At 62.1% G+C, this 19,129-nt stretch carries 18 protein-coding genes and 1 pseudogene; 9 read left to right on the forward strand and 10 right to left on the reverse strand.

Annotated features, from left to right (window positions below; all coding sequences use genetic code 11):
• Positions 1–35 precede the first annotated feature (35 nt).
• Positions 36–977, reverse strand: coding sequence for a p-hydroxyphenylacetate 3-hydroxylase reductase component (locus AD665_RS20065; RefSeq protein ID WP_053193358.1), 942 nt, complete (start codon positions 975–977; stop codon positions 36–38).
• 71 nt (positions 978–1,048) lie between these two features.
• Complete coding sequence (locus AD665_RS20070) at positions 1,049–2,218, reverse strand: p-hydroxyphenylacetate 3-hydroxylase oxygenase component (protein ID WP_053193359.1); 1,170 nt, start codon at positions 2,216–2,218, stop codon at positions 1,049–1,051.
• Positions 2,219–2,528: 310 nt separating this feature from the next.
• On the opposite strand from AD665_RS20070, the gene AD665_RS20075 reads away from it, so the two are divergent.
• The 6 genes from AD665_RS20075 (at position 2,529) to AD665_RS20100 (ending at position 7,480) form a co-directional block, all read left to right on the forward strand.
• Positions 2,529–3,827 carry an NAD(P)/FAD-dependent oxidoreductase gene (locus tag AD665_RS20075; protein WP_024779817.1) on the forward strand — a complete coding sequence of 433 codons (1,299 nt, stop codon included), beginning with the start codon at positions 2,529–2,531 and terminating at the stop codon, positions 3,825–3,827.
• A gap of 115 nt (positions 3,828–3,942) precedes the next feature.
• On the forward strand, positions 3,943–4,308 hold the full coding sequence (locus AD665_RS20080) for a cupin domain-containing protein (RefSeq protein ID WP_024779816.1): 366 nt from the start codon (positions 3,943–3,945) through the stop codon (positions 4,306–4,308).
• A gap of 52 nt (positions 4,309–4,360) precedes the next feature.
• Positions 4,361–5,020: a helix-turn-helix transcriptional regulator gene (locus tag AD665_RS20085; protein ID WP_024779815.1), complete on the forward strand. Its 660-nt coding sequence runs from the start codon at positions 4,361–4,363 to the stop codon at positions 5,018–5,020.
• 85 nt (positions 5,021–5,105) lie between these two features.
• The gene (locus AD665_RS20090) at positions 5,106–5,927 is read left to right on the forward strand and encodes a molybdenum cofactor biosynthesis F family protein (protein ID WP_024779814.1); all 822 of its coding nucleotides are present in this window, start codon (positions 5,106–5,108) and stop codon (positions 5,925–5,927) included.
• On the forward strand, positions 5,920–6,723 hold the full coding sequence (locus AD665_RS20095; protein ID WP_053193361.1) for an SDR family NAD(P)-dependent oxidoreductase: 804 nt from the start codon (positions 5,920–5,922) through the stop codon (positions 6,721–6,723). Before AD665_RS20090 ends, AD665_RS20095 begins: the two co-directional genes overlap by 8 nt.
• Entirely contained in the window at positions 6,713–7,480 is a 768-nt protein-coding gene (locus AD665_RS20100) for an SDR family oxidoreductase (RefSeq protein ID WP_053193362.1), read from the forward strand. The genes AD665_RS20095 and AD665_RS20100 overlap by 11 nt, the downstream gene beginning before the upstream one ends.
• A 685-nt stretch (positions 7,481–8,165) precedes the next feature.
• Here AD665_RS20100 and feaR read toward each other — a convergent pair.
• From feaR to AD665_RS20115, 3 genes are all read right to left on the reverse strand, one after another.
• The gene (feaR, locus tag AD665_RS20105) at positions 8,166–9,128 is read right to left on the reverse strand and encodes a transcriptional regulator FeaR (protein ID WP_053193367.1); all 963 of its coding nucleotides are present in this window, start codon (positions 9,126–9,128) and stop codon (positions 8,166–8,168) included.
• 123 nt (positions 9,129–9,251) lie between these two features.
• Entirely contained in the window at positions 9,252–9,872 is a 621-nt protein-coding gene (locus tag AD665_RS20110) for a DUF3156 family protein (protein WP_050593886.1), read from the reverse strand.
• Entirely contained in the window at positions 9,817–11,316 is a 1,500-nt protein-coding gene (locus AD665_RS20115) for an APC family permease (RefSeq protein WP_053193368.1), read from the reverse strand. The genes AD665_RS20110 and AD665_RS20115 overlap by 56 nt, the downstream gene beginning before the upstream one ends.
• A 31-nt stretch (positions 11,317–11,347) precedes the next feature.
• Here AD665_RS20115 and AD665_RS20120 point away from each other — a divergent pair, with 31 nt between their 5' ends.
• Together AD665_RS20120 and AD665_RS20125 are read left to right on the forward strand one after the other, a co-directional pair.
• Complete coding sequence (locus AD665_RS20120) at positions 11,348–11,539, forward strand: hypothetical protein (protein WP_147460431.1); 192 nt, start codon at positions 11,348–11,350, stop codon at positions 11,537–11,539.
• Between the two features lie 66 nt (positions 11,540–11,605).
• Positions 11,606–12,934, forward strand: a complete 1,329-nt coding sequence (locus AD665_RS20125; protein ID WP_053193373.1) for an alginate export family protein — start codon at positions 11,606–11,608, stop codon at positions 12,932–12,934.
• 39 nt (positions 12,935–12,973) lie between these two features.
• On the opposite strand, the gene AD665_RS28025 is transcribed toward AD665_RS20125, so the two are convergent.
• Positions 12,974–13,945: a methyl-accepting chemotaxis protein gene (locus AD665_RS28025; protein ID WP_024780739.1), complete on the reverse strand. Its 972-nt coding sequence runs from the start codon at positions 13,943–13,945 to the stop codon at positions 12,974–12,976.
• Between the two features lie 207 nt (positions 13,946–14,152).
• Between AD665_RS28025 and AD665_RS20135 the strand changes: the two genes are divergently transcribed.
• A complete protein-coding gene (locus AD665_RS20135; RefSeq protein ID WP_024780740.1) occupies positions 14,153–15,640 on the forward strand; it encodes an aldehyde dehydrogenase family protein in 1,488 nt (495 codons plus the stop codon).
• 38 nt (positions 15,641–15,678) lie between these two features.
• Here the strand turns inward: AD665_RS20135 and AD665_RS28235 are convergent, their stop codons facing one another.
• The 4 genes and pseudogenes from AD665_RS28235 to AD665_RS20150 all read right to left on the reverse strand — a co-directional run bounded on the left by AD665_RS28235 (position 15,679) and on the right by AD665_RS20150 (position 19,064).
• Positions 15,679–16,263, reverse strand: coding sequence for a methyl-accepting chemotaxis protein (locus AD665_RS28235; protein WP_392396992.1), 585 nt, complete (start codon positions 16,261–16,263; stop codon positions 15,679–15,681).
• Between the two features lie 3 nt (positions 16,264–16,266).
• A pseudogene (locus AD665_RS28240) lies at positions 16,267–17,034 on the reverse strand (PAS domain-containing protein); the annotation flags it as partial.
• 139 nt (positions 17,035–17,173) lie between these two features.
• Complete coding sequence (locus tag AD665_RS20145; RefSeq protein WP_053193381.1) at positions 17,174–17,542, reverse strand: hypothetical protein; 369 nt, start codon at positions 17,540–17,542, stop codon at positions 17,174–17,176.
• 100 nt (positions 17,543–17,642) lie between these two features.
• Positions 17,643–19,064 carry a diaminobutyrate--2-oxoglutarate transaminase gene (locus AD665_RS20150; protein WP_080996602.1) on the reverse strand — a complete coding sequence of 474 codons (1,422 nt, stop codon included), beginning with the start codon at positions 19,062–19,064 and terminating at the stop codon, positions 17,643–17,645.
• Positions 19,065–19,129: the final 65 nt, after the last annotated feature.

Consider the following 19,129-nt stretch of genomic DNA (forward strand, 5'->3'; position numbering starts at 1 on the left):
CCTGTGGGAGCAAAGCTTGCTCCCACAGATCTGCTCTATGCGCCCTTGATCACCCCTTTGAGCACCGTCTTGAAATGCTCCACCTGGGCGTCGCCAAACTGGCCGAACACCTTGTCCTGCTGTTCCCTGGCAATGGCCCAGAGCCCTTCGGTCTCATCGATGCCCTTGACGGTCAGGCGCACCCGGTCGCCGTCATCGCTCACCAGGCCCTTGCGCTTGAGGTTGGCCACGGCCTCTTCGATCTCGCGCACCGGCATCGCCACTTCCCGTTGCAGGTCAGCCAGGTTCAGCCCGGCGTCATTTTCCAGCACCATCAACATCCGCGCCTCGCTGGTGCGCAACCCGGTGGACAATTGCCGTGGCTGGTAACTGGCCTGGTATGCCCGCAGTGCCTGGGTCATCAGGTAGTAAAGATTGTGGCTCAAGCGACCCTGGAAGTGACTGCTGGGTGGCTGCCCTTCTTCGCGTCGGGTCATGCGCGTGTGGGGCAGGACCATCGAGTAGGAGCCCTGGTGATAGAGCAACGGCGAACGTCCGAAATCGTCGAAGGCCACGACCTTGCCGATCATGATCCAGTGATCGCCGCCGTCGACCTGTTGGAATTTTTCACAGTGAAAACGCGCGGCGCAATCGGCAAACACCGGGGCCCCACCGACGCCGCTGTCGAACTCGATGTCAGCGAAGCGATCTTCCTTGGGCCGGGCGAAGTTGTTCGACAGGTCGATCTGATCGGCGGCCAACACGTTCACGGCAAAGTGGCTGGCGGCTTCGAACACGCCGTGGCTGCTGGAGCGTTTGTCGATGCTCCAGAGAATCAGCGGCGGGTCCAGGGACACAGAGTTGAAACTGTTGGCCGTCACGCCGACCTTGCGGCCATCTTCAGCCGCGGCGGTGACCACGGTCACACCGGTGGCAAAGTTACCCAGGGCCCGGCGGAACGCACGGGTATCGAAAGCGCTATCGGAAATACTGGACATGCAAGACTCCCGGCCGCCTCAGGTGACGGCCTCGATTTATTGTTTTATGAGCGGGCTCGACGAGCCGGTGGTCACACCATGGTGGGGTCGGGCTCCAGGCCCATCAGCTCGCGTCCGAGAATCTGTGCGCAGACGTCGTAGTCGGTGTAGGCATGGGCGCCCGTGAGGTGCGCATCGCGGAACAGCCGTTGCAGTTCGTTGGTTTCGAACCAGGCACCACCGCCGGCCGCTTCCATCAGCCGATCCACCGCCTGGATGCACATCTTGGTCGCATAGCCCTGGTTGGTCCGCCAGAACGCCAGGGTTTCCCGGCTCGGGTATTCGTGACGCTCGCTGTGCTCGGCGTGCTCCTGCCAGGTTTTTTCGAGGAAGGCCCGGGCCGCTGCCACCTGGTGGGTGGACTCGGCCAGGCGCATCAGCGCCGGGGTAGCCGCCCCCACTGCCGCACCGGTGTAGGCGCGCACGCGGTTGCGGGTTTTCTCGCGGAACACCTCGAGCATGCGTTCGGCCACGCCCAGGCTGACGGTGGAAAAGCCACTGGCAAAGTACGGCCGATACGGCGAGTAAAAGATCTTGCTGTCGGGGTACAGACCGAAGCCACCGGACTTGCCCTCCATCATGTCCTTGGCTTTCTGGATCCGGTGTTCCGGCACGAACGTATTGTCGATGATCAACGTCTTGCTGCCGCTGCCGCGCATGCCAACCGCGAACCAGTCATCACGAATTTCATAATCGCTTCGAGGCAGTACCGCGAAGCAATAGTCCTGGGTACCTTCGGCGTTCTTGCGGCGAAACCCGACGATCGCCCACTCGGCGTGGTCGCAACCGCTGCTCCAGCCCATTTCACCGCTGAACATCACGCCGCCCTCGACTTCCTCGGTGCGGCCAAACGGTGCGATGCTGCTGCTGGCGGTGGCATCAGGATCGTCGCCCCAGATTTCTTCCTGGGTCTTGGCTGGGAACATCGCCAACTGATGGCTGTGGGTACATAACAGGCTCATGGCCCAGGCCGTGCTGGCACAGGCACCGGCCAGCAACGCGATGCAATCGGCAAACTGCGGCAGGGAAATCTCCATGCCGCCGTATTTCTTCGGCAGGAAGGCCCGGTGCATGCCGATGCCCTTGAGCAAGGCGATATTCTCGGCCGGAACGCTACGGTCCTGTTCCGCCTGGAAGGCATTGGCGGCAATGACCGGCAGAACGGGTTTGAGGTCTTCGAGAAGCGGATTTGGCTTTTTCATGGACAGGCTCTTTTATTATTGGCGTTTGCCGATCCCGCCTGGCCTTGCACCTCACGGCAGGCTCGTGGTGCAGAAAACGGCGGGATCAAATGATTAAGGCCGGTCCAGTATGGGCATTCAAGGGCAGCCGAAAAATGCACCTTCCAGATCCAAGATTGTACTTTTCATGGCGAAAGAACCGAGCGATGGCGCGCTCGATCAAGTCCCGCGGCACGGATGATCAAGACAAGCGCCCCGCTCCGGGCCCTTAATAGAGACATCGCGTGCAGGGCTCTGCACGGAGTTTCCTTTCACTTTGTCAGGTTGCGTCATGATCAATATCGAAACGCCCACCTATTACACCGCCACCAAGAAGTACAACCTCAGCTTCCCCACCCTGGAGCAAGACGTGGAAGCCGATGTCGTAGTGATTGGCGGCGGCTTCTCCGGCATCAACACCGCGCTGGAGCTCGCTGAAAAAGGCATCACCAATATCGTGGTGCTCGAGGCGCGTTACCTGGGCTTCGGCGGCACCGGGCGCAACGGCGGGCAGATCATGGCCGGGATCGGGCATGACCTGGAAAAGATCAAGAAAGACGTGGGCGAAGACGGCCTGCGCCAGGTCTTCGAGATCAGCGACCTGGGTGCGGACATCATCAAGGACCGCATCGCCAAATACGCCATCGATGCCGACTTCTGCCACGGCTATGGCTATATGGGTTTCAACGCCCGCCAGGAGAAAACCCTGCGGGCCTGGGAAAAAGACTTCAAGTCGATCAACAGCAAGCATGAGATCCGCTTTCTTGGCGGCTCCGACGTCCAGCAGATCATCGGCTCCAAGGCCTACGGCAGCGCCTTGCTGCACATGGGCGGTGGGCATGTGCATTCGCTGAATCTGCTGCTGGGTGAAGCCAAGGCCCTGGCCGGCCACGGCGTACGAATCTTCGAGAACAGCCCGGCCCTGGAAGTCAGCTACGGCGAGCGCATCACCGTGCGCACCGGACGTGGCTCGGTCAAGGCCAGCAAGCTGCTGTGGGCCTGCGACAGCTTCCTCAACAAGCTGGAGCCGGAGCTGCATCGTTCGACCATCAACACCTACGCCTTTCAGATGATGACCGAGCCGTTGTCGGACGAGTTGATCCAGCGCATCAGCCCGATCCGCGGAGCCTACAGCGACATTCGCCCGGTGATCGACTACTACCGCGTCACCAATGAAAACCGTTTGCTGTTCGGTGCCGCCACGCCGCTGGTGGAACATATTCCCCAGGACCTCAAGGCCTGGAACCGGCATCTGATGCTGAAAATTTTCCCGTACCTCAAGGACGTGAAAATCGACCTGGCCTGGGGCGGTCCGATGGCCTGCAGCCCGAACCTGTTCCCGCAGATCGGCACCCTGCCCGGCCGCCGCAACGCTTTTTTTGTCCAGGGTTATTCCGGCTTTGGTGTCACGCCGAGCCACATCATCTGCAAGGTGCTGGCCGAAGGCATGAGCGAAGGCTCGGCGCGCTACGACCTGGTCAGCTCCATCAAGCGCCCGACCATCATCGGCAAAGACGCCATCCGCCCGCTGCTGCTGACCGCCGGCAAGTCCTGGCACCAGTTGTCGGGTTACTGGAATGGCCGTCGCTGACGTGTAGTGGGCCTGAATCCATATCTGAGTGCCCATGGGGCTGCTGCGCAGCCCAACGGGGATAAATCCCCTCGCCACAAAACCACATCCGTCTCAATCATCAGGAGTCACTGCCATGTCCCTCACCACTCTCAAGAAAGACATCCAGCTGTCCGAACTGGACGCCTGGGGCACCGTTGCCGACCTGGGTTCGCAAATCCTCGAAGGCGAAGTCAAAGCCTTCGGCAAGATGACTTTCGGCGCCCCGACCGACGCCATCAGCAGTGCCTACTTCGGCACCACCCAGGGCAAGTTCCGGATGGTGTACCCATTCGCCGAACAAGCCACCGTGGTCACCGGCGAAGTGGTGCTCACCGATGAAGCCACCGGCCAGAGCACCCGCTACAAGGCCGGCGACAGCTGGTTCGTGACCAAGGGCACGCCGGTGCTGTGGGAAGTGGTCAGTGAGAGTTTCGTCAAGCACTACTTCGCGGTAGCCTGACCGGACAGGGCCGCCGGAATCACCGGCGGCCCGTATGACGAAGGTTGCGCCCATGAACGTCATCCCCACCCAGGACATCGCCGGCCACTGCCTGCAAGCGTTCACCCAGTTGATTCCCGCCAGCCGGGCGGCCTTCTACTGCGTCGACCGGCACTTGCAGGCCCATGATTTCAGCCTGCACGGCATGAGCGGCGAGATGCACCGCGATTACTTGGACAATTACCACCAGTTCGATCCGCTGCAACCGCGCAACTGCGTGTCCAGCGAGCAGGCGGTGGTGCCGCTGGGCCTGGCGATGACCCGCCAGCCGGTACGAAACAACCAACGTTACCGCAGCTTCTTGCAGCGCCACGGTATTGTGGATGTGGTGGAAGTCTTCGCCCGTCGGGATGGTCAGCCGCACGCCGCCATCTCGTTGCTGCGCACCGCCGAACAAGGTGTATTCACCAGCCAGCAGTTAACCCAACTCAACGCCTTGCAGGCCCTTCTGCAACTGGCCGTCGCCCACCTCCCCGCCCATGGAGATACCCTGGGCAACTTGACGCCCAAGGAGCGCCAGATCGCCTTGCTGCTGCGCCAAGGCGTCAGCAACAAGTACCTGGCCCGGGAGCTGGATGTGGGCTTGCCAACCATCAAGACTCATCTGATCAACCTGTTTCGCAAGGTCGGTGTAAGCAGCCGCACCGAGTTGGTCAGCACACTGTTTCTCTGACGCGGTTCAACCATTCGGTTGATAGTCCGCGGGCGCTCAGGCCTACATGATCCGGGTGGACACTTCATCCAACCGGAGCCTTGCAATGAGCACATCTACAGACTGGATCACCGTCGGCGCCCTGGCCGATGGCTTTGCCCCAGAAGCCTTCATCCTGCCAAACCTGGCGGACCTGAGCGGCAAGACCTTCACCCTGAATTTCGCCAATGGCTGGCAGATCGAGCATCGATTCGAGCAGGAAATGTTGTCGTGGCACGCGGCCGATGGGCACTCCAGCGGCACGGCACCGTATCGGGCCACGTCGGTGCGCCCGGGGTTGTACCTGGTGGACTTTCTCAAGGGCGAAGGCGCGCAAACTCTGTCGGTCAGCCTGGTGCTCGATACCGCCAACGCGGCGTTCACTGCGGTGATCGGCCGCATGCCCGAACAGGCACAAACCCGCGAAGGTCTGTACGGGCGTGCATTGGCGGGCCAGCCACTGACGGCTGTCGGTGTCGAATTTCTCCATGGCAGCCTTGATCGCCCTTGGCAGCCAGGCCTCTGCCCGCATGCCCCGAGCACTGAACTGGTGGGTTTGCGCAACCTGTATCGCTACAGCCCGAGTGAAGTCTACGAACACATCTACCTCAACGACCGGTTCTATTCCTGGCAGTGCCTCAAGGGCGTGGAGCAAGGCCTGTGCGACACCGATCGTTGCGACACCTACAAGATCAGCGACGAGTTGTACCTGTTTGTCTGGCGGGAAAAGATCATCCCGACCCTCGGCCTGGTGCTGATCGACCTGCAACAACATCGCAGCGACGGCAAGATCTTCGGTTACGCCGGGGCGTCGTTCGATGAGTTCTCCAACTTCCCGGTCAGTTCCTACTGCCAGGTCCTCAACCACACGGAGTATCCCGATGCCTGAATCTCGCACCGTGGTGATTACCGGCGCCGGCACCGGGATCGGCGCCGCTTGTGCCCGTTTGCACGCGGCCGAAGGCGCCAACCTGGTGTTGATTGGCCGACGCCGCGAGCCCCTGGAGCAACTGGCAGCTGAAATTGGCGGCATGGTGCTGGTGGGCGATGCGGCTTGCCCGGCAACCTGGGACGGTTTCGTCGCGCAGATTCGCCAGCGCTTCGGCCGACTTCATGTGTTGCTGGCCTGCGCCGGTGGAATGGGCCAGGGCAGCGCCACCGAGACCAGCCCACAGGCCTGGGACGCGGCCATGCGCAGCAATCTCGACAGCGCGTTCTACAGCGCACGGGCTTGCTTGCCACTGCTACAGGAAAGCGCCGGCAACATTGTGCTGGTGGCCTCCATTGCGTCATTGGCGGCAGGGCCGCAGGTTTGCGGCTACACCACCGCCAAGCATGCGCTATTGGGTCTGAACCGCTCCCTGGCGCGGGATTACGGCCCCAAAGGCGTGCGGGTCAACGCCGTCTGCCCAGGCTGGGTGCGCACGCCGATGGCCGATGAGGAAATGCAGGTGCTGATGCAGTTCCATGGCGAAACGCTGCAACAGGCCTACGACCGGGTCTGCGCGGACGTGCCGTTGCGGCGGCCAGCCAGCGCCGAGGAAATCGCCCATGTCTGTCGCTTCCTGGCCTCCAGAGACGCGTCGATCATCACCGGCGCGGCGCTGGTGGCCGATGGCGGTTCCAGCATCGTCGACGTGCCGACACTGGCCTTTAGTCAGATGGAGACACCCCATGCCGAATGATCTGGATTTCAGTGGCAAAGCAGTGTTGGTGACTGGCGGCGCCCAAGGCATTGGCCGGGCCATTGTCGAAGGCTTCGCCTGGCGCGGAGCCCGCGTGGTGATCGCCGACCTGGGCCTGGCGCGGGCCGAAGCGCTCGCCGGTGAATTGACTGCCGAAGGCTGCCAGGTGGAAGCCGTGGGCGTTGATCTGGCTGACGCCACGGCGATTGGTGCCATGATGGCCGGGCTGGAGCAGCGCCTGGGGCGGCTGGATGTACTGGTGCACAACGCCGGGTACTTTCCACTGACGGCTTTCGAGCAGATTACGCCAGCGGTACTGGAACGGACGCTGGCGGTGAACCTGTCGGCGCTGTTCTGGCTGACGCAGGCGGCGCTGCCGATGTTCCGGCGGCAGGGCCAAGGCTGTGTGCTAGTGACTTCATCGGTCACCGGCCCACGGGTGGCGTATCCGGGGCTCAGCCATTACGCCGCGTCCAAGGCCGGGGTCAATGGTTTCATTCGCAACGCGGCACTGGAGCTGGCGACTGAGAATGTCAGGGTCAACGGCGTCGAACCCGGCATGATTGCGACACCGGCGATGGCCAACCTCGGTGACGATGACCTCAACCAGGACATCGCCCGGCGGGTCCCTCTGGGGCGCTTGGGCAAACCGGCCGACATCGCCGGCGCCATGCTGTTCCTGGCCTCGGACCTGGCCAGCTACGTGACTGGCCAGACTCTGGTGGTCGACGGCGGCTCGACCTTGCCGGAGGTTTGAAGCGGGTTCGGCTCGCGATGGTGGCGACAAATCCACCGCCATCGCGAGCAGGCTCGCTCCCACATGTATTCCCGGTAACACCGCAATCGCACAGCACCACAATCCCTTTGTGGGAGCGGGCTTGCTCGCGAAAGCGGTGTATCTGCCACAGAGATGTTGAATGGAACGCCGTCATCGCGGACAAGCCCGGCTCCCACAGGTTCAGCAGTGTCCCCTCCTATTTCGCACACACCACAACTCCCCTGTGGGAGCCTGCTCACGAAAGCAGTGTATCTGCCACAGAGATGTTGAATGGAACGCCGTCATCGCGGGCAAGCCCGGCTCCCACAGGTTCAGCAGTGTCCCCAATGCCGCACACACCACAACTCCCCTGTGGGAGCGGGCTTGCTCGCGAAAGCGGTGTATCTGTCACAGAGATGTTGAATATGCCGCCGTCATCGCGGGCAAGCCCGGCTCCCACAGGTTCAGCAGTGTCCCCAATACCGCACACACCACAACTCCCCTGTGGGAGCCTGCTCGCGAAAGCGGTGTATCTGCCACAGAGATGTTGAATGGAACGCCGTCATCGCGGGCAAGCCCGGCTCCCACAGGTTCAGCAGTGTCCCCAATACCGCACACACCACAACTCCCCTGTGGGAGCGAGCCTGCTCGCGATGGCGGTAGTTCGGCCAACAACCATCCCGCCTCAAACCATCCCCAAGGCCTGCTGCAGGTGGCTGGAGCGAAAATCCTTGGGTGACTGTTCGAACTGCTTCTTGAACGAACGGCTGAAGTGGGCCGAGTCGGTAAAGCCCCATTTGTAGGCGATCGAGGTAATGGATTCGTCCCGCAGGAACGGGTTGCTCAGGTCATCGGCACTGCGCTTGAGCCGTGCCCGCTGGATGTAGCGGCAGACGCTGTCATCCTGCTCTTCGAACAAACGGTACAGGTGCCGCACCGAGATGTTCAGGCGATTGGCCAACCCGACCGGGCTCAGACCGGGCTGGGTCAAGGATTCGTCGATGACCTTCTGCACATAGCTGCGCAGATGGCTGCCCTGGAGGGACGCCGCGTCATCGCGGGCATCGGTGGTGTGTTCCAGCGCTGATCCCAGCAGCGAGACAAACGCATTCTGCAAGGCTTCCCCCTCACCCGCCACGCCCTCGCCGTCCGGGGTGTCCTTGCACAACTGGTCCATCAGCACATGCAGCATCCGCCCGCAGGCCTTGCTCGAAGAGATCTTGCCGAAGGTCTTTGTCTCTGCGCCCAGTTGTCTCGACACATCCTGGCGAGACAAGGACAGCACGGCGTGCTCGATCAAGCCGAACGGGCTGATCTCAAGCGAGCCGGCCGAATCCATCAACAGCAGCTCACCCGGGGCCAACTGGATGCTCAGGCCATTCTGGGTGATACGGCAATAGCCACTGCGCTGGCTGACCAGCAAGCAATCCTGATCATCGTCGTGATCCGGATTGGGCGAATGGCGCTTGATGGAGCCGGCGTTGGTGCGCAGGTTGGAAAGGGATAGGCCGCCACGGCAGAAATTCGATACCTGACCGATAAACAAAGCACGATTAAACGCCAACTCCGTCTCGAAGTGACCGCAAGTGGCACGCAGATCCCGGTTCCAGGACTCCAGCCCGTCTTGCCCAACCTGTTGCATGCTCATGGCGCTCTCCGCAGTGGCTTATTGTTTTTGTAGGGCAATAGTTAACATGTTATCTATATGCACGCAACAAGTACCTGATCGCCAGAGCAGTAGCAGGATTGATGCCAGGGCATCACAACAGAATCAAAGGTTGCTCAAGACCCGTTGCAAGCCGCTCAAGACCGCCAGCAACGCCATGCGCTGCTCGGGTCCGATAGGAATGTAACGACGAAAGGCCGGCATGCGGTTGACCACTTCGCTGCCGCCCATGTGTTCCAGGCACACACGCCATTCGCGCCCGTGCAGCTCGATGCGCAAGCGCTTGAAGTCCAGTGGCATGAGCGCCTGATACAACACCGGGTCTTGCTCCACTGCCGCCTGCAACCGGGCCACCAACGCCGTGTCCCCGTCCCGCTGCCGGCAGCGAATGCCATTGCGGCGAATGGCCCCTCCATGGTGCAGTTCCAGACGTGCCATGCCCTCTATCGATGCCGGCACGCGCAGCACGAACTCAGTCATCACCAGGTGCATCAGGAGCTGCGACTCGGTGCGTTCGACGACCTCCAGATGAAGCCTGCCGTCGTCGATGACCAGCGTCGCCGACGTCGGTCCCGATAACTCGAATCGCGCCAACCCGAGGTTGCGCCGCACATGCTCCAGGGTTACCCCAGGCCGATAACCGGCCGGGGCCCGCCTGGCGCTGAACAGCTCAGACAGTTTTTGCAGCACGCTCGTCAAACGCGTCGACAGGTTGCCCTGGCTCATGGGAAAACTCCTTGGCCAGCACGTCTTCCACCGACGCCGGCGTGAATGGATTGACCTTCTGCACCACCAGGGTCCAGAACAACGCATAGGCCGCGGTGCCACCGAGCATCACCGCGAACGGGATGTAGATGTCCGCCGGGTTCATGCCGGGAGGCGTGATAAACCACATGCCCAACACGATGCCGGCGCTGGACAGGATCTGTGGCAACGGGAAAAACGGCGAGCGATAGGCCCGTGGCAGGTCGGGACGACGGATCCGCAGGCTGACCACCGACACGGTCACCAGCAAATAGGCGAAACTCCAGGCACACACCGCCGCCAATACCAGGTGCATGATGTTGTCGGTGTTGCCGCCAAGCCACAGCGCGTGCAGGCAAGGAATCAGCACCGCCACCAGGATGCACAACAGCGGCGTCTTGAAGCGCGGGTGCAGGTAGGTAAAGACCTTCGGCAGAGCACCGTCCACCGCCATCCCATAAAGAATCCTCGGCACGCCGGCCATCAGGGTGTTGATGGTCGCCGCACCGGCAAACAGAAAGCCGATCCCCAGCCATATCGGGCCGATGTCGCCCATGACCTGTTCGGCGAAGCGCGGAATCGCCATGGGCGTGTCCAGCAGATGCACACCACTGGCGGCATCCAGCAGCACGTTTTCCACCTGACGCTTCATGGCTGCGCCGTAGATGAACATGCATGAGGCGACACTCAACAAGCCCAGGACCATCGCCTTGGGCATGACCTTGGCCGAGTTGCGCAGGTCCGGCGCCAATGGCGTCACGAACTCGCAACCGACAAACATGAACATTGCCATGCCCACCAGCGACAATATAGTGATCAGGTCAGTGCCCACCAGCGAGACGCCGAACCAGCCCTCCAGTTGCACCGCTGGCGCGGCGATCAGGCCCAGCACGCCGAACACCATCAACGTGGTCCACATGCCGAAGGTCAGGATGATCTCGGCCCTGCCGAACGCGCTGACACCGAAGGCATTGAGGATCCCGAAGACGATGACAAACCCGACCCCAAGCAGCCAGGAGCCACCGGCGGATTCGGCCAGGGTGTTCAGGTGTTCGAAGTTCACCAGCGCCATGACCCCGGAAAGAATGGTCTCGGCGGTGCCGGCAAACACGTGCACGATCAGATAGGCCGACAGCGTGCCGGTGATCGCAAAGAAGCGCCCCATGCCACAGTTGATGTAGTCATAGACCGATCCGGTGGTGGGCAGGATCGATGCAGCCTCGGCAAACGTGGTCGCCTGGGCCAGCATCATCACTACGGCGATCAGCATGGCCACGGCAAACGCACTGCCGCCGATACCGAAGCCCATGGTCGCGGTGAGAATCACCGGGCTGGCCATGATCAGGCCAATGGTGCTGGCCAGGGCGGTGGGAAAGCCCACCGTACCCCGGTTCAAGTGCGCGGTAAGCCGGTCATTGATCGACATGATGCAGATCCTCGAGAAGCGGATTTTTAGTATGGATGCCACCGCCGTCCAGGAGCCGGCATTCGAGCCCCCCAGCCAGTCCCTGATCGAAACGGCGTTGCGTGCAGCCTCACTTTGCGCCACGCCGTCCCGGGCGTCTTGCCCATGTCTGCCGCCGGTTTTGTTGCTGCCTGCCAGCGTCCGCCACCTGGCGGTCTGGGTCAATTCCATGGCAGCCAGGTGAAAGACTTCCCTGCCCCCCGTTCTCCTTAATGCGTGCTCTGCCATCCAACCACACTGGGGATACACCATGGAGCACACACGCCACACACCACCGCTGCGCCGCGCCATAGGCCTGGGCATCGCCTTGCTGGTCGCCGGGCCGTCGGCCCAGGCCTATGAGCTATACGCCGACGAAGACACCACCGTCACCGGTAACTTCCTGGCGGTCTACGGGATGTTCAACAGCCGCAAGAACTACGACGGCACCGCCGGCGGTTCGAGCTGGCGGGAAGGTTTCATCAAGTATGGCCTGAGTATCGAGCAGACACTCGCAGGCATGGGCAGTGTCTACGGCACGACCAATCTGGTCAGCTCCGGCACCTGGGGCGACGGCGATCCGGCCGGCCTGAGCGACGGTTCCGAACGCACCACCCAGTTCGATGAAGCCTTCGCCGGCTGGCGCTCGGGGGATCTGTTTCCGGTGCTGGGCAAGGATGGCGTCGACCTGTCCTATGGTCGGCAGGTGATCACCCTGGGCGATGGTTTCATCATCAACGACGACGGCTTGAACCTGGGCAAAGGCCCAGCGGATGGCGAGTTCAATCGGGGCGGCGCTTATTACCTGGCGGCCCGTCACGCCTTCGACAAGACCGCCGTGCTGCGCCTGGGCGGCAAGGAAGGCGTGCATGGCAGCCTGATGTGGATCAAGTCCGATAACCGCGCCCAGGCCAACACCGAAATGGCCGCCGGTACCCTGGAATACACCCGCGCGCCCGGCACCCTGGGCTTGACCTACATCCATGGCATCGACGTCGATGATCACTACGCCAGCGACTTCCAGAAGCAGCGCGAAGGCATGGACATCTACAGCCTGCGCGGCAGCGGCAACGCCGGCATCGAAAACGCTCACTTCGCCTTCGAATACGCTTGGCAGGACAAGGACGCCGGCCCGGAAAAAGCCTGGTACACCGAGGCCGGCTATACCTTCACCGACCTGCCCTGGACGCCGGACCTGACCTATCGCTACAGCCGCTACTCGCAGAACTGGGACTCGATGTTCAACGGCCTGAGCCGTGGCTACGGGACCTGGTTCCAGGGCGAAGTGGCCGGCAACTATTCCGGCCCGTTCAACAGCAATACCGCCATCCAGCACGTTGGTCTCAAGCTCAAGCCGACGGAAACCGTGACCCTCGGCGCGCTGCTCTTCGACTACAAGACCCTGCACACCCGCCAGGCATTGAACCTCGACGGCCGAGAGCTGGACCTGTATGTGGAATGGGCGCTGAACGAGCACCTGATCGTCACGCCGCTGGTGGGCCTGTACAAGCCGGAAAAGGACGAGAGCAACGGTGGCAATCAGGTGGGCGGCAACGGCACCAACGTCTACAGCCAACTGGTGGTGGCAGTGCCGTTCTGAACGCATCGGGAGCGGCCAGGACGGCGGCTCCCGATCCGCTTACTGTTTATGCTGATGCAGCATCGTCTGGATCTGATGCGTCGCCTGGCGGGTACTCTCCGCCAGCTTGCGCACCTCATCGGCTACCACGGAGAAGCCCCGTCCGACCTCCCCCGCCCTGGCGGCCTCGATCGCCGCGTTCAAGGCCAACAGGTTGGTCTGGTCGGCAATCCCCTTGATCACCCCCACCACCGTGGCGATCTGGGCGTAGGTGACCTGGTTCTGCTCCAGCATGCGCTGGTGGGTGGATTGGGCCGAACGCTCATCGCTGATATCACGCACCGCGCCAATGACCCGCACCAGTCGCCCCTGGGCATCCCGTACCGCACGCCCGCGTTCACGGCACCAGATGTAATCCCGGCTCTTGTGGCGCATGCGATACTCGAAGACGTATTCGCCACTGCCCTGGGAACCCAGGATCTCCCGGTCGAAAATCGCCATGATCTTCGGCAGGTCGTCCGGGTGGGTAATACCCACCTGGGTATCCCAACCATCGGGTAGCTCGTCTGGCCCATAGCCCAGCAGCAAGCGAAACTGACTGGAGAATCGCATGCCGCTGGCCGAGTGCTGAAGATCGCCATTGACCACCGTGATGTCCCAGCAGCCTTCGGTCAGGGTCGATTGCAGCAACTCCCAGATCTGCGCTTCCTGGCGTTGCTGCTGCAACTGCTGGCGGTATTCATCCAACTGCATCTGCAGTTCGCGTTCGCGCAACTCCGCTTGGGCCAGTTGCTGGCGCACCGTCTCCTGTTCGCGTTCGCCTCGCTGTCCCCGCGCGGCTTGTTCGTCCAACTGTTCTTCGACCTGACGACAGCGCTCGGTGGCATCCGTCATCTGTCGAGCGTACCGGGCCAGGCAGGCCCGCAGCTGCGGATACGCGTCGAGCACGGGTGTGTCGTCGGTTTCACCGGCCAGCGCCCGTTGCACCTGGGTACTCAACGCCAGCTTCTGTCTGTTGGTCTGGAGAAACATTGCCCGCCCCTTTACCCATCAAGTCGAAACGTTGATCTGACCGCAAACCGGCGACGCTGGCTTGTTCCTGGCTGCAAGGGGTTTTGCTCGTGGCTGCCAACGCCTCCCTGGCAGGCACAGACATACGTCACGGCAGGCACAGTCAAGCCGGGCCGTCCGCCAGCGATTAACCTCGGGTTTTCTCTTGTTCGCGATCAGGAAACTCCCATGAGCGATATTGCCCTGCTGCCTCAGGTCGACGCCTTTCTCGGTCGGCGTCACGCCCTGTTCATCGACGGCCGCTACGTCGAAAGCCAAGGCGGCCAGACCCTGGACGTCATCAACCCCGCCACCGGCCAAGTCATTGCCCAGGTCAGTGACGCCATTGGCGCCGATATCGACGCGGCGGTGGAATCGTCCCGGCGGGGCTTCAAGGAGTGGTCCCAGGCGGCACCCGCGGTCCGGGGTCATGTGTTGCTAAAACTGGCTGACCTGCTGGAGCAGAACCGCGAAGAACTGGCGCAGATCGAAACCTGTCAGTCGGGCAAGATCATTCACATTTCCCGCGCCTTCGAAGTCGACCAGGCCGCTCACTTCCTGCGCTACTACGCCGGCTGGGCCACCAAGATCGGCGGCCAGACCATCACTCCGTCGCTGCCCTCCTTCGCCGGTGAGCGCTACACCGCGTTCACCCTGCGCGAACCCGTCGGCGTGGTGGTGGGCATCGTGCCGTGGAATTTCTCCACCATGATCGCCATCTGGAAACTAGCCTCGGCGCTGGTGACCGGCTGCAGCGTCATCATCAAGCCCAGCGAATTCACGCCGCTGACCATCCTGCGCATCGCCGAACTGGCCATGCAGGCCGGCCTGCCGGCGGGCGCCCTGAACGTGGTCACCGGTGGGGGTCAGGTGGGTAAAGGCTTGATCGAGCACCCGGGCACCAACAAGGTTTCGTTCACCGGCTCCGTGCCGACCGGCATCGCGGTGGGCCAGACAGCGATGGGTGCGGGACTGACCCGTGCCACCCTGGAGCTGGGCGGCAAGAACGCGGCAGGGTTCCTGCCGGATGTGGATCCGGACGTGGCGGTCAACGGGATTATCGAGGCCGGTTTCCTGCACTCAGGGCAAATCTGCGCCGCAGCGGAACGTTTCTTCGTCCACCGCTCGCAGATCGAGCCGATCATGGACAAACTGGCCCGGCGCCTGGGCCAGCTCACCATCGGCTCCCCCCTGGATGAAGGCACCCAGTTCGGCCCGGTCAGCAACCGCCCGCACCAACGCAAACTCGGCGAATGCTTCGCCAAGGCCCGGGCGCAGAACAACACCATCGTCCATGGCGGCAGACTGATCGAGGGGCCAGGCTGCTATGTCGAGCCGACCATCATCCTCGCCAACCATCGTGACGACACGTTGCTCCACGAAGAAACGTTCGGCCCCATCGCGACGTTCTTCCCCTACGACAGCGAAGAAGAACTGCTGGACCTGATGAACGACAGCCCTTACGGCCTGAGCGCCAGCCTCTGGACACAGGACTTGAGCAAGGCCCTGCGCATGGTACCGGCCATCGAAGCCGGCACCGTCTGGGTGAACATGCACACCCTGCTCGACCCGGCCGTGCCGTTCGGTGGCAGCAAAGCCTCGGGGATCGGCCGGGAGTTCGGTGGTGCCTTCATCGATGACTACACCGAACTCAAATCAGTGATGATTCGCTACTGAGGACCGCGGCCGCGTTCGCCCTGGAGATCCGGCTCGTCTCAACCCACCCAGCCGACTGCCGTCTTGGGAATGACATCGGACTCATCGAGCTTGGATGCAAACATGCTCACCGCTTCGAGTGCGTCCGTGGTGCCGGCCCTGATCTGCACGATGACCGATCCGGCCTGGTCCGCCAGTGTCACCCCGCGCAACGCGCCCTCATGGGTCACGCTCATGCTGGCGACCGCTTCGCGGGTTTCGGACAGGATCATGTTGATCATTTCCGCGATCTCCGACGTCGAGCGACTGGTGCGCCCGGCCAGTTGCCTGACTTCGTCGGCCACCACCGCGAACCCCCGTCCCTGATCACCGGCGCGCGCCGCCTCGATGGCGGCGTTCAGGGCCAGCAGGTTGGTCTGCTCGGCAATGCCGCGAATGGTATTGACGATTGCCGTGATCTCTTCCGAACGAGCCCCCAGTTGCCCGACCAGGCGCGCGGAGGCACCGATGTTGTCAGCGATCTCGCGCATTTCCTTGGCCGTCTGATGGATCACCTGGGCGCCCTGCTCGGCGACCCTCTCGGTCTCGGCGGAGATGTGGTAGGCGCGGGAAGCGCCCCGTGAATCTTCCTCGAACTTCTCCACCCGTTCGGTGATGTCGGTGGCGAACTTGACGATCTTGCTCAACTTGCCTTCAGCGTCGTAGACCGGGTTGTAGCTCGCCTCCAGCCAGACCACCTTGCCGTGCTTGCCGATACGCTTGAACTGGCCGCTGAAAAACTCACCGGCATTGAGACGGCGCCAGAAATCGCTGTACTCGGAACGGCTGACCAGTTCCGGTTCACAAAACATCCGGTGGTGCTTGCCCTTGAGTTCGGCCAGCGAGTAATTCATGACCTGGAGGAAGTTATCGTTTGCCGTCAGGATGTTGCCACCCAGGTCGAACTCGATCACCGCCATGGCCCGGTCAAGTGCCGCCAGCCTGCCGCGGGTTTCGGCCTCGCTCGCGACTTTGGCAGTCACGTCCAGCGCGTACTTGACCACCTTCGCTACGCGGCCATTTTCATCCAGCACAGGGTTATAACTGGCTTCCAGCCAGATGTGCTGGCCTTGTCCGCTGACACGTTGAAAGGTGCCGGAAACGAATTGACCGGCACGCAGCTGGTTCCAGAATTCGCGGTACTCGGCGCTGCCCGCCAGCGCGGGGGTACAGAAATCACGATGGGACAGACCGGCCAACTGGTCTGCACGGTAGCCCATCGTCTTGAGAAAATTTTCATTGGCCCGAAGCACCTTGCCATCGGGACTGAACTCGACAACGGCCATCGACCGTTCCAAGGCACCGACCAATCCCTTGTATGTTGCCAACTCGGCTGTCCTGGCCATCAGTTCATTTTTTAGCGTTGTATTAAACATGACGTACCCCTCGACGAAACTACAAATCTGTCGGACCTCGTAGGGCTATCGACTCAGAAATCGGGGGCTTGATACCGCGTAACAAAATTATGTCTTGACGTCAATAAAGAATCGCAAGGACCCTAACGATCCAGTCCAGTCAGCGGCTCGAGCACTGTTCCATTATTGCGCTGGCCTCGCAGGTAAAGCGGTAGCTTTTATCAGGCTGATAAAGGATGAGACCCTCGTCACACAGCCGCCTGAGTACTTCACGGACACTGATGAGCGACAACTCGGCAGCAAACAGCCCCAGGTAGTGGTGCACTCCGCGTACGTTGATGGAACGCCCATCCCTGGCGGCAACGAGCAAGGCATCGATGACCTTGAGGCGGATCAGGCTGGTGCGCAGTCCGTAATGTCGCAGCAACTCACGGATGCTGTGGCGGTCGTCTTCGGGGGGTTGTCGAGTGGCCGCTGTCTCGCCTTGTATATGTGTAGCGGGAGACGCGGATACGGAATGTCTGTACATGCGAATAGTCCTTTTCAAAATGTACGGGTATCAAAAGTCTGGTGACCTCTCCCCAACCAACAGGCTTGCCGTCCCTGTCGGCAAGCCCCTTGGGAGTCCTTTAGCGAACGGGACGCTCGTTGATCGTGCTGGCCGCTTGGAACAGGATTTGCGCGACGAAATCGATTTCCTGGTCGGTGATGATCAGCGGTGGCAAGAAGCGCACCGTCGCGCCATGGCGCCCGCCCAGTTCGACGATCAAGCCATGCTTCAGGCAGGCCTGCTGGAAAGCCTTGGCCCGGGTGGTATCCGTCGGTGCATGGCCCTGCACGTCGGGGGTGCCCTGTGGGTCAACGATTTCCATGCCCAACATCAGCCCGCGCCCGCGCACGTCGCCAATCCAGGCGAACTCGCTTTGCAGCGCCTGTAGCTGTTTGCGCAGGTGAGCGCCCACGGTTTCGGCATGCTTGACCAGGCCTTCATCGCGAATGAAGCGCAAGGTCGCGGTGCCGGCCGCCATGGCCAGTTGATTGCCGCGGAACGTGCCGGCGTGGGCGCCCGGTTGCCAGGTGTCCAGCGAATCGTTGTAGACCATCACCGCCAGCGGCAGGCCACCGCCGATGGCCTTGGACAAGGTGATGACATCCGGGGTGATGCCCGACTGCTCGAAGCCGAACATCCGACCACTGCGAGCGATGCCGCACTGGATCTCGTCGACGATCAGCGGGATGCCATGGGCCTGGGTCAGGCGGCGCAGTTCCTGGAGCCAGCGGTCCGGCGCGGCAATCACCCCGCCCTCGCCCTGGATCGGCTCCAGGATCATGGCCGCCGGGGCAGTCACGCCGCTTTCCGGGTCATTGAGCAGGTGCTCCAGATAACGCACGTTCAAGGTCACGCCCTGCTCCCCGGCCACGCCGAACGGACAACGGAAATCGTGCGGATACGGCAAGCGCTGCACTCCCGGCGTCAGTGCGCCGAGGGCATTTTTCGGCGACAGGTTGCCGCTGATCGCCAGCGTGCCCAGGGTCATGCCGTGATAAGCACCTTCGAAGGCCAGCACCGAGTGGCGGCCGGTGGCGGTGCGGGTGAGCTTGAGCGCGGCTTCGACCGCATCGGCTCCGCTTGGGCCGCAGAACTGGATGCGGGCATTGCGCGCGAACTCGCTGGGCAGGCACGCGAAAATTTCCTGGACGAAGGCGTCCTTGACCGGGGTCATGAGGTCGAGGGTGTGCATGGGTACGCCAGCCGCCATGACCTGGGTGATGGCTTCGATGATCACCGGGTGGTTATGACCCAGGGCCAGGGTGCCGGCGCCCGCCAGGCAATCGACGAAGACTTGCCCCCGGCTGTCCTGCACGTAAATGCCATGGGCCCGCTCGAGCACCAGGGGAATGCGCCTTGGATAGCTGCGGGCATTGGATTCCTGCTGTTGCTGGCGCTCCAGCAGCGGCGTTGGGTCCAGGCAGTAAGGGTTCGACAGACCGGTGTGCAACAGGCGTAGCTGTGGCGCGCCACCTGTCGTGGCATTTGAAAAAGCGTTCATGATTTCCTCCATGGAGGCTGGGTTTGGAAGGGAACAACAGCCTGAAAACAAACATCCGTGACACG

The sequence above is a fragment of the Pseudomonas corrugata genome (assembly GCF_001269905.1).
GTDB classification, from domain to species: domain Bacteria; phylum Pseudomonadota; class Gammaproteobacteria; order Pseudomonadales; family Pseudomonadaceae; genus Aquipseudomonas; species Aquipseudomonas corrugata.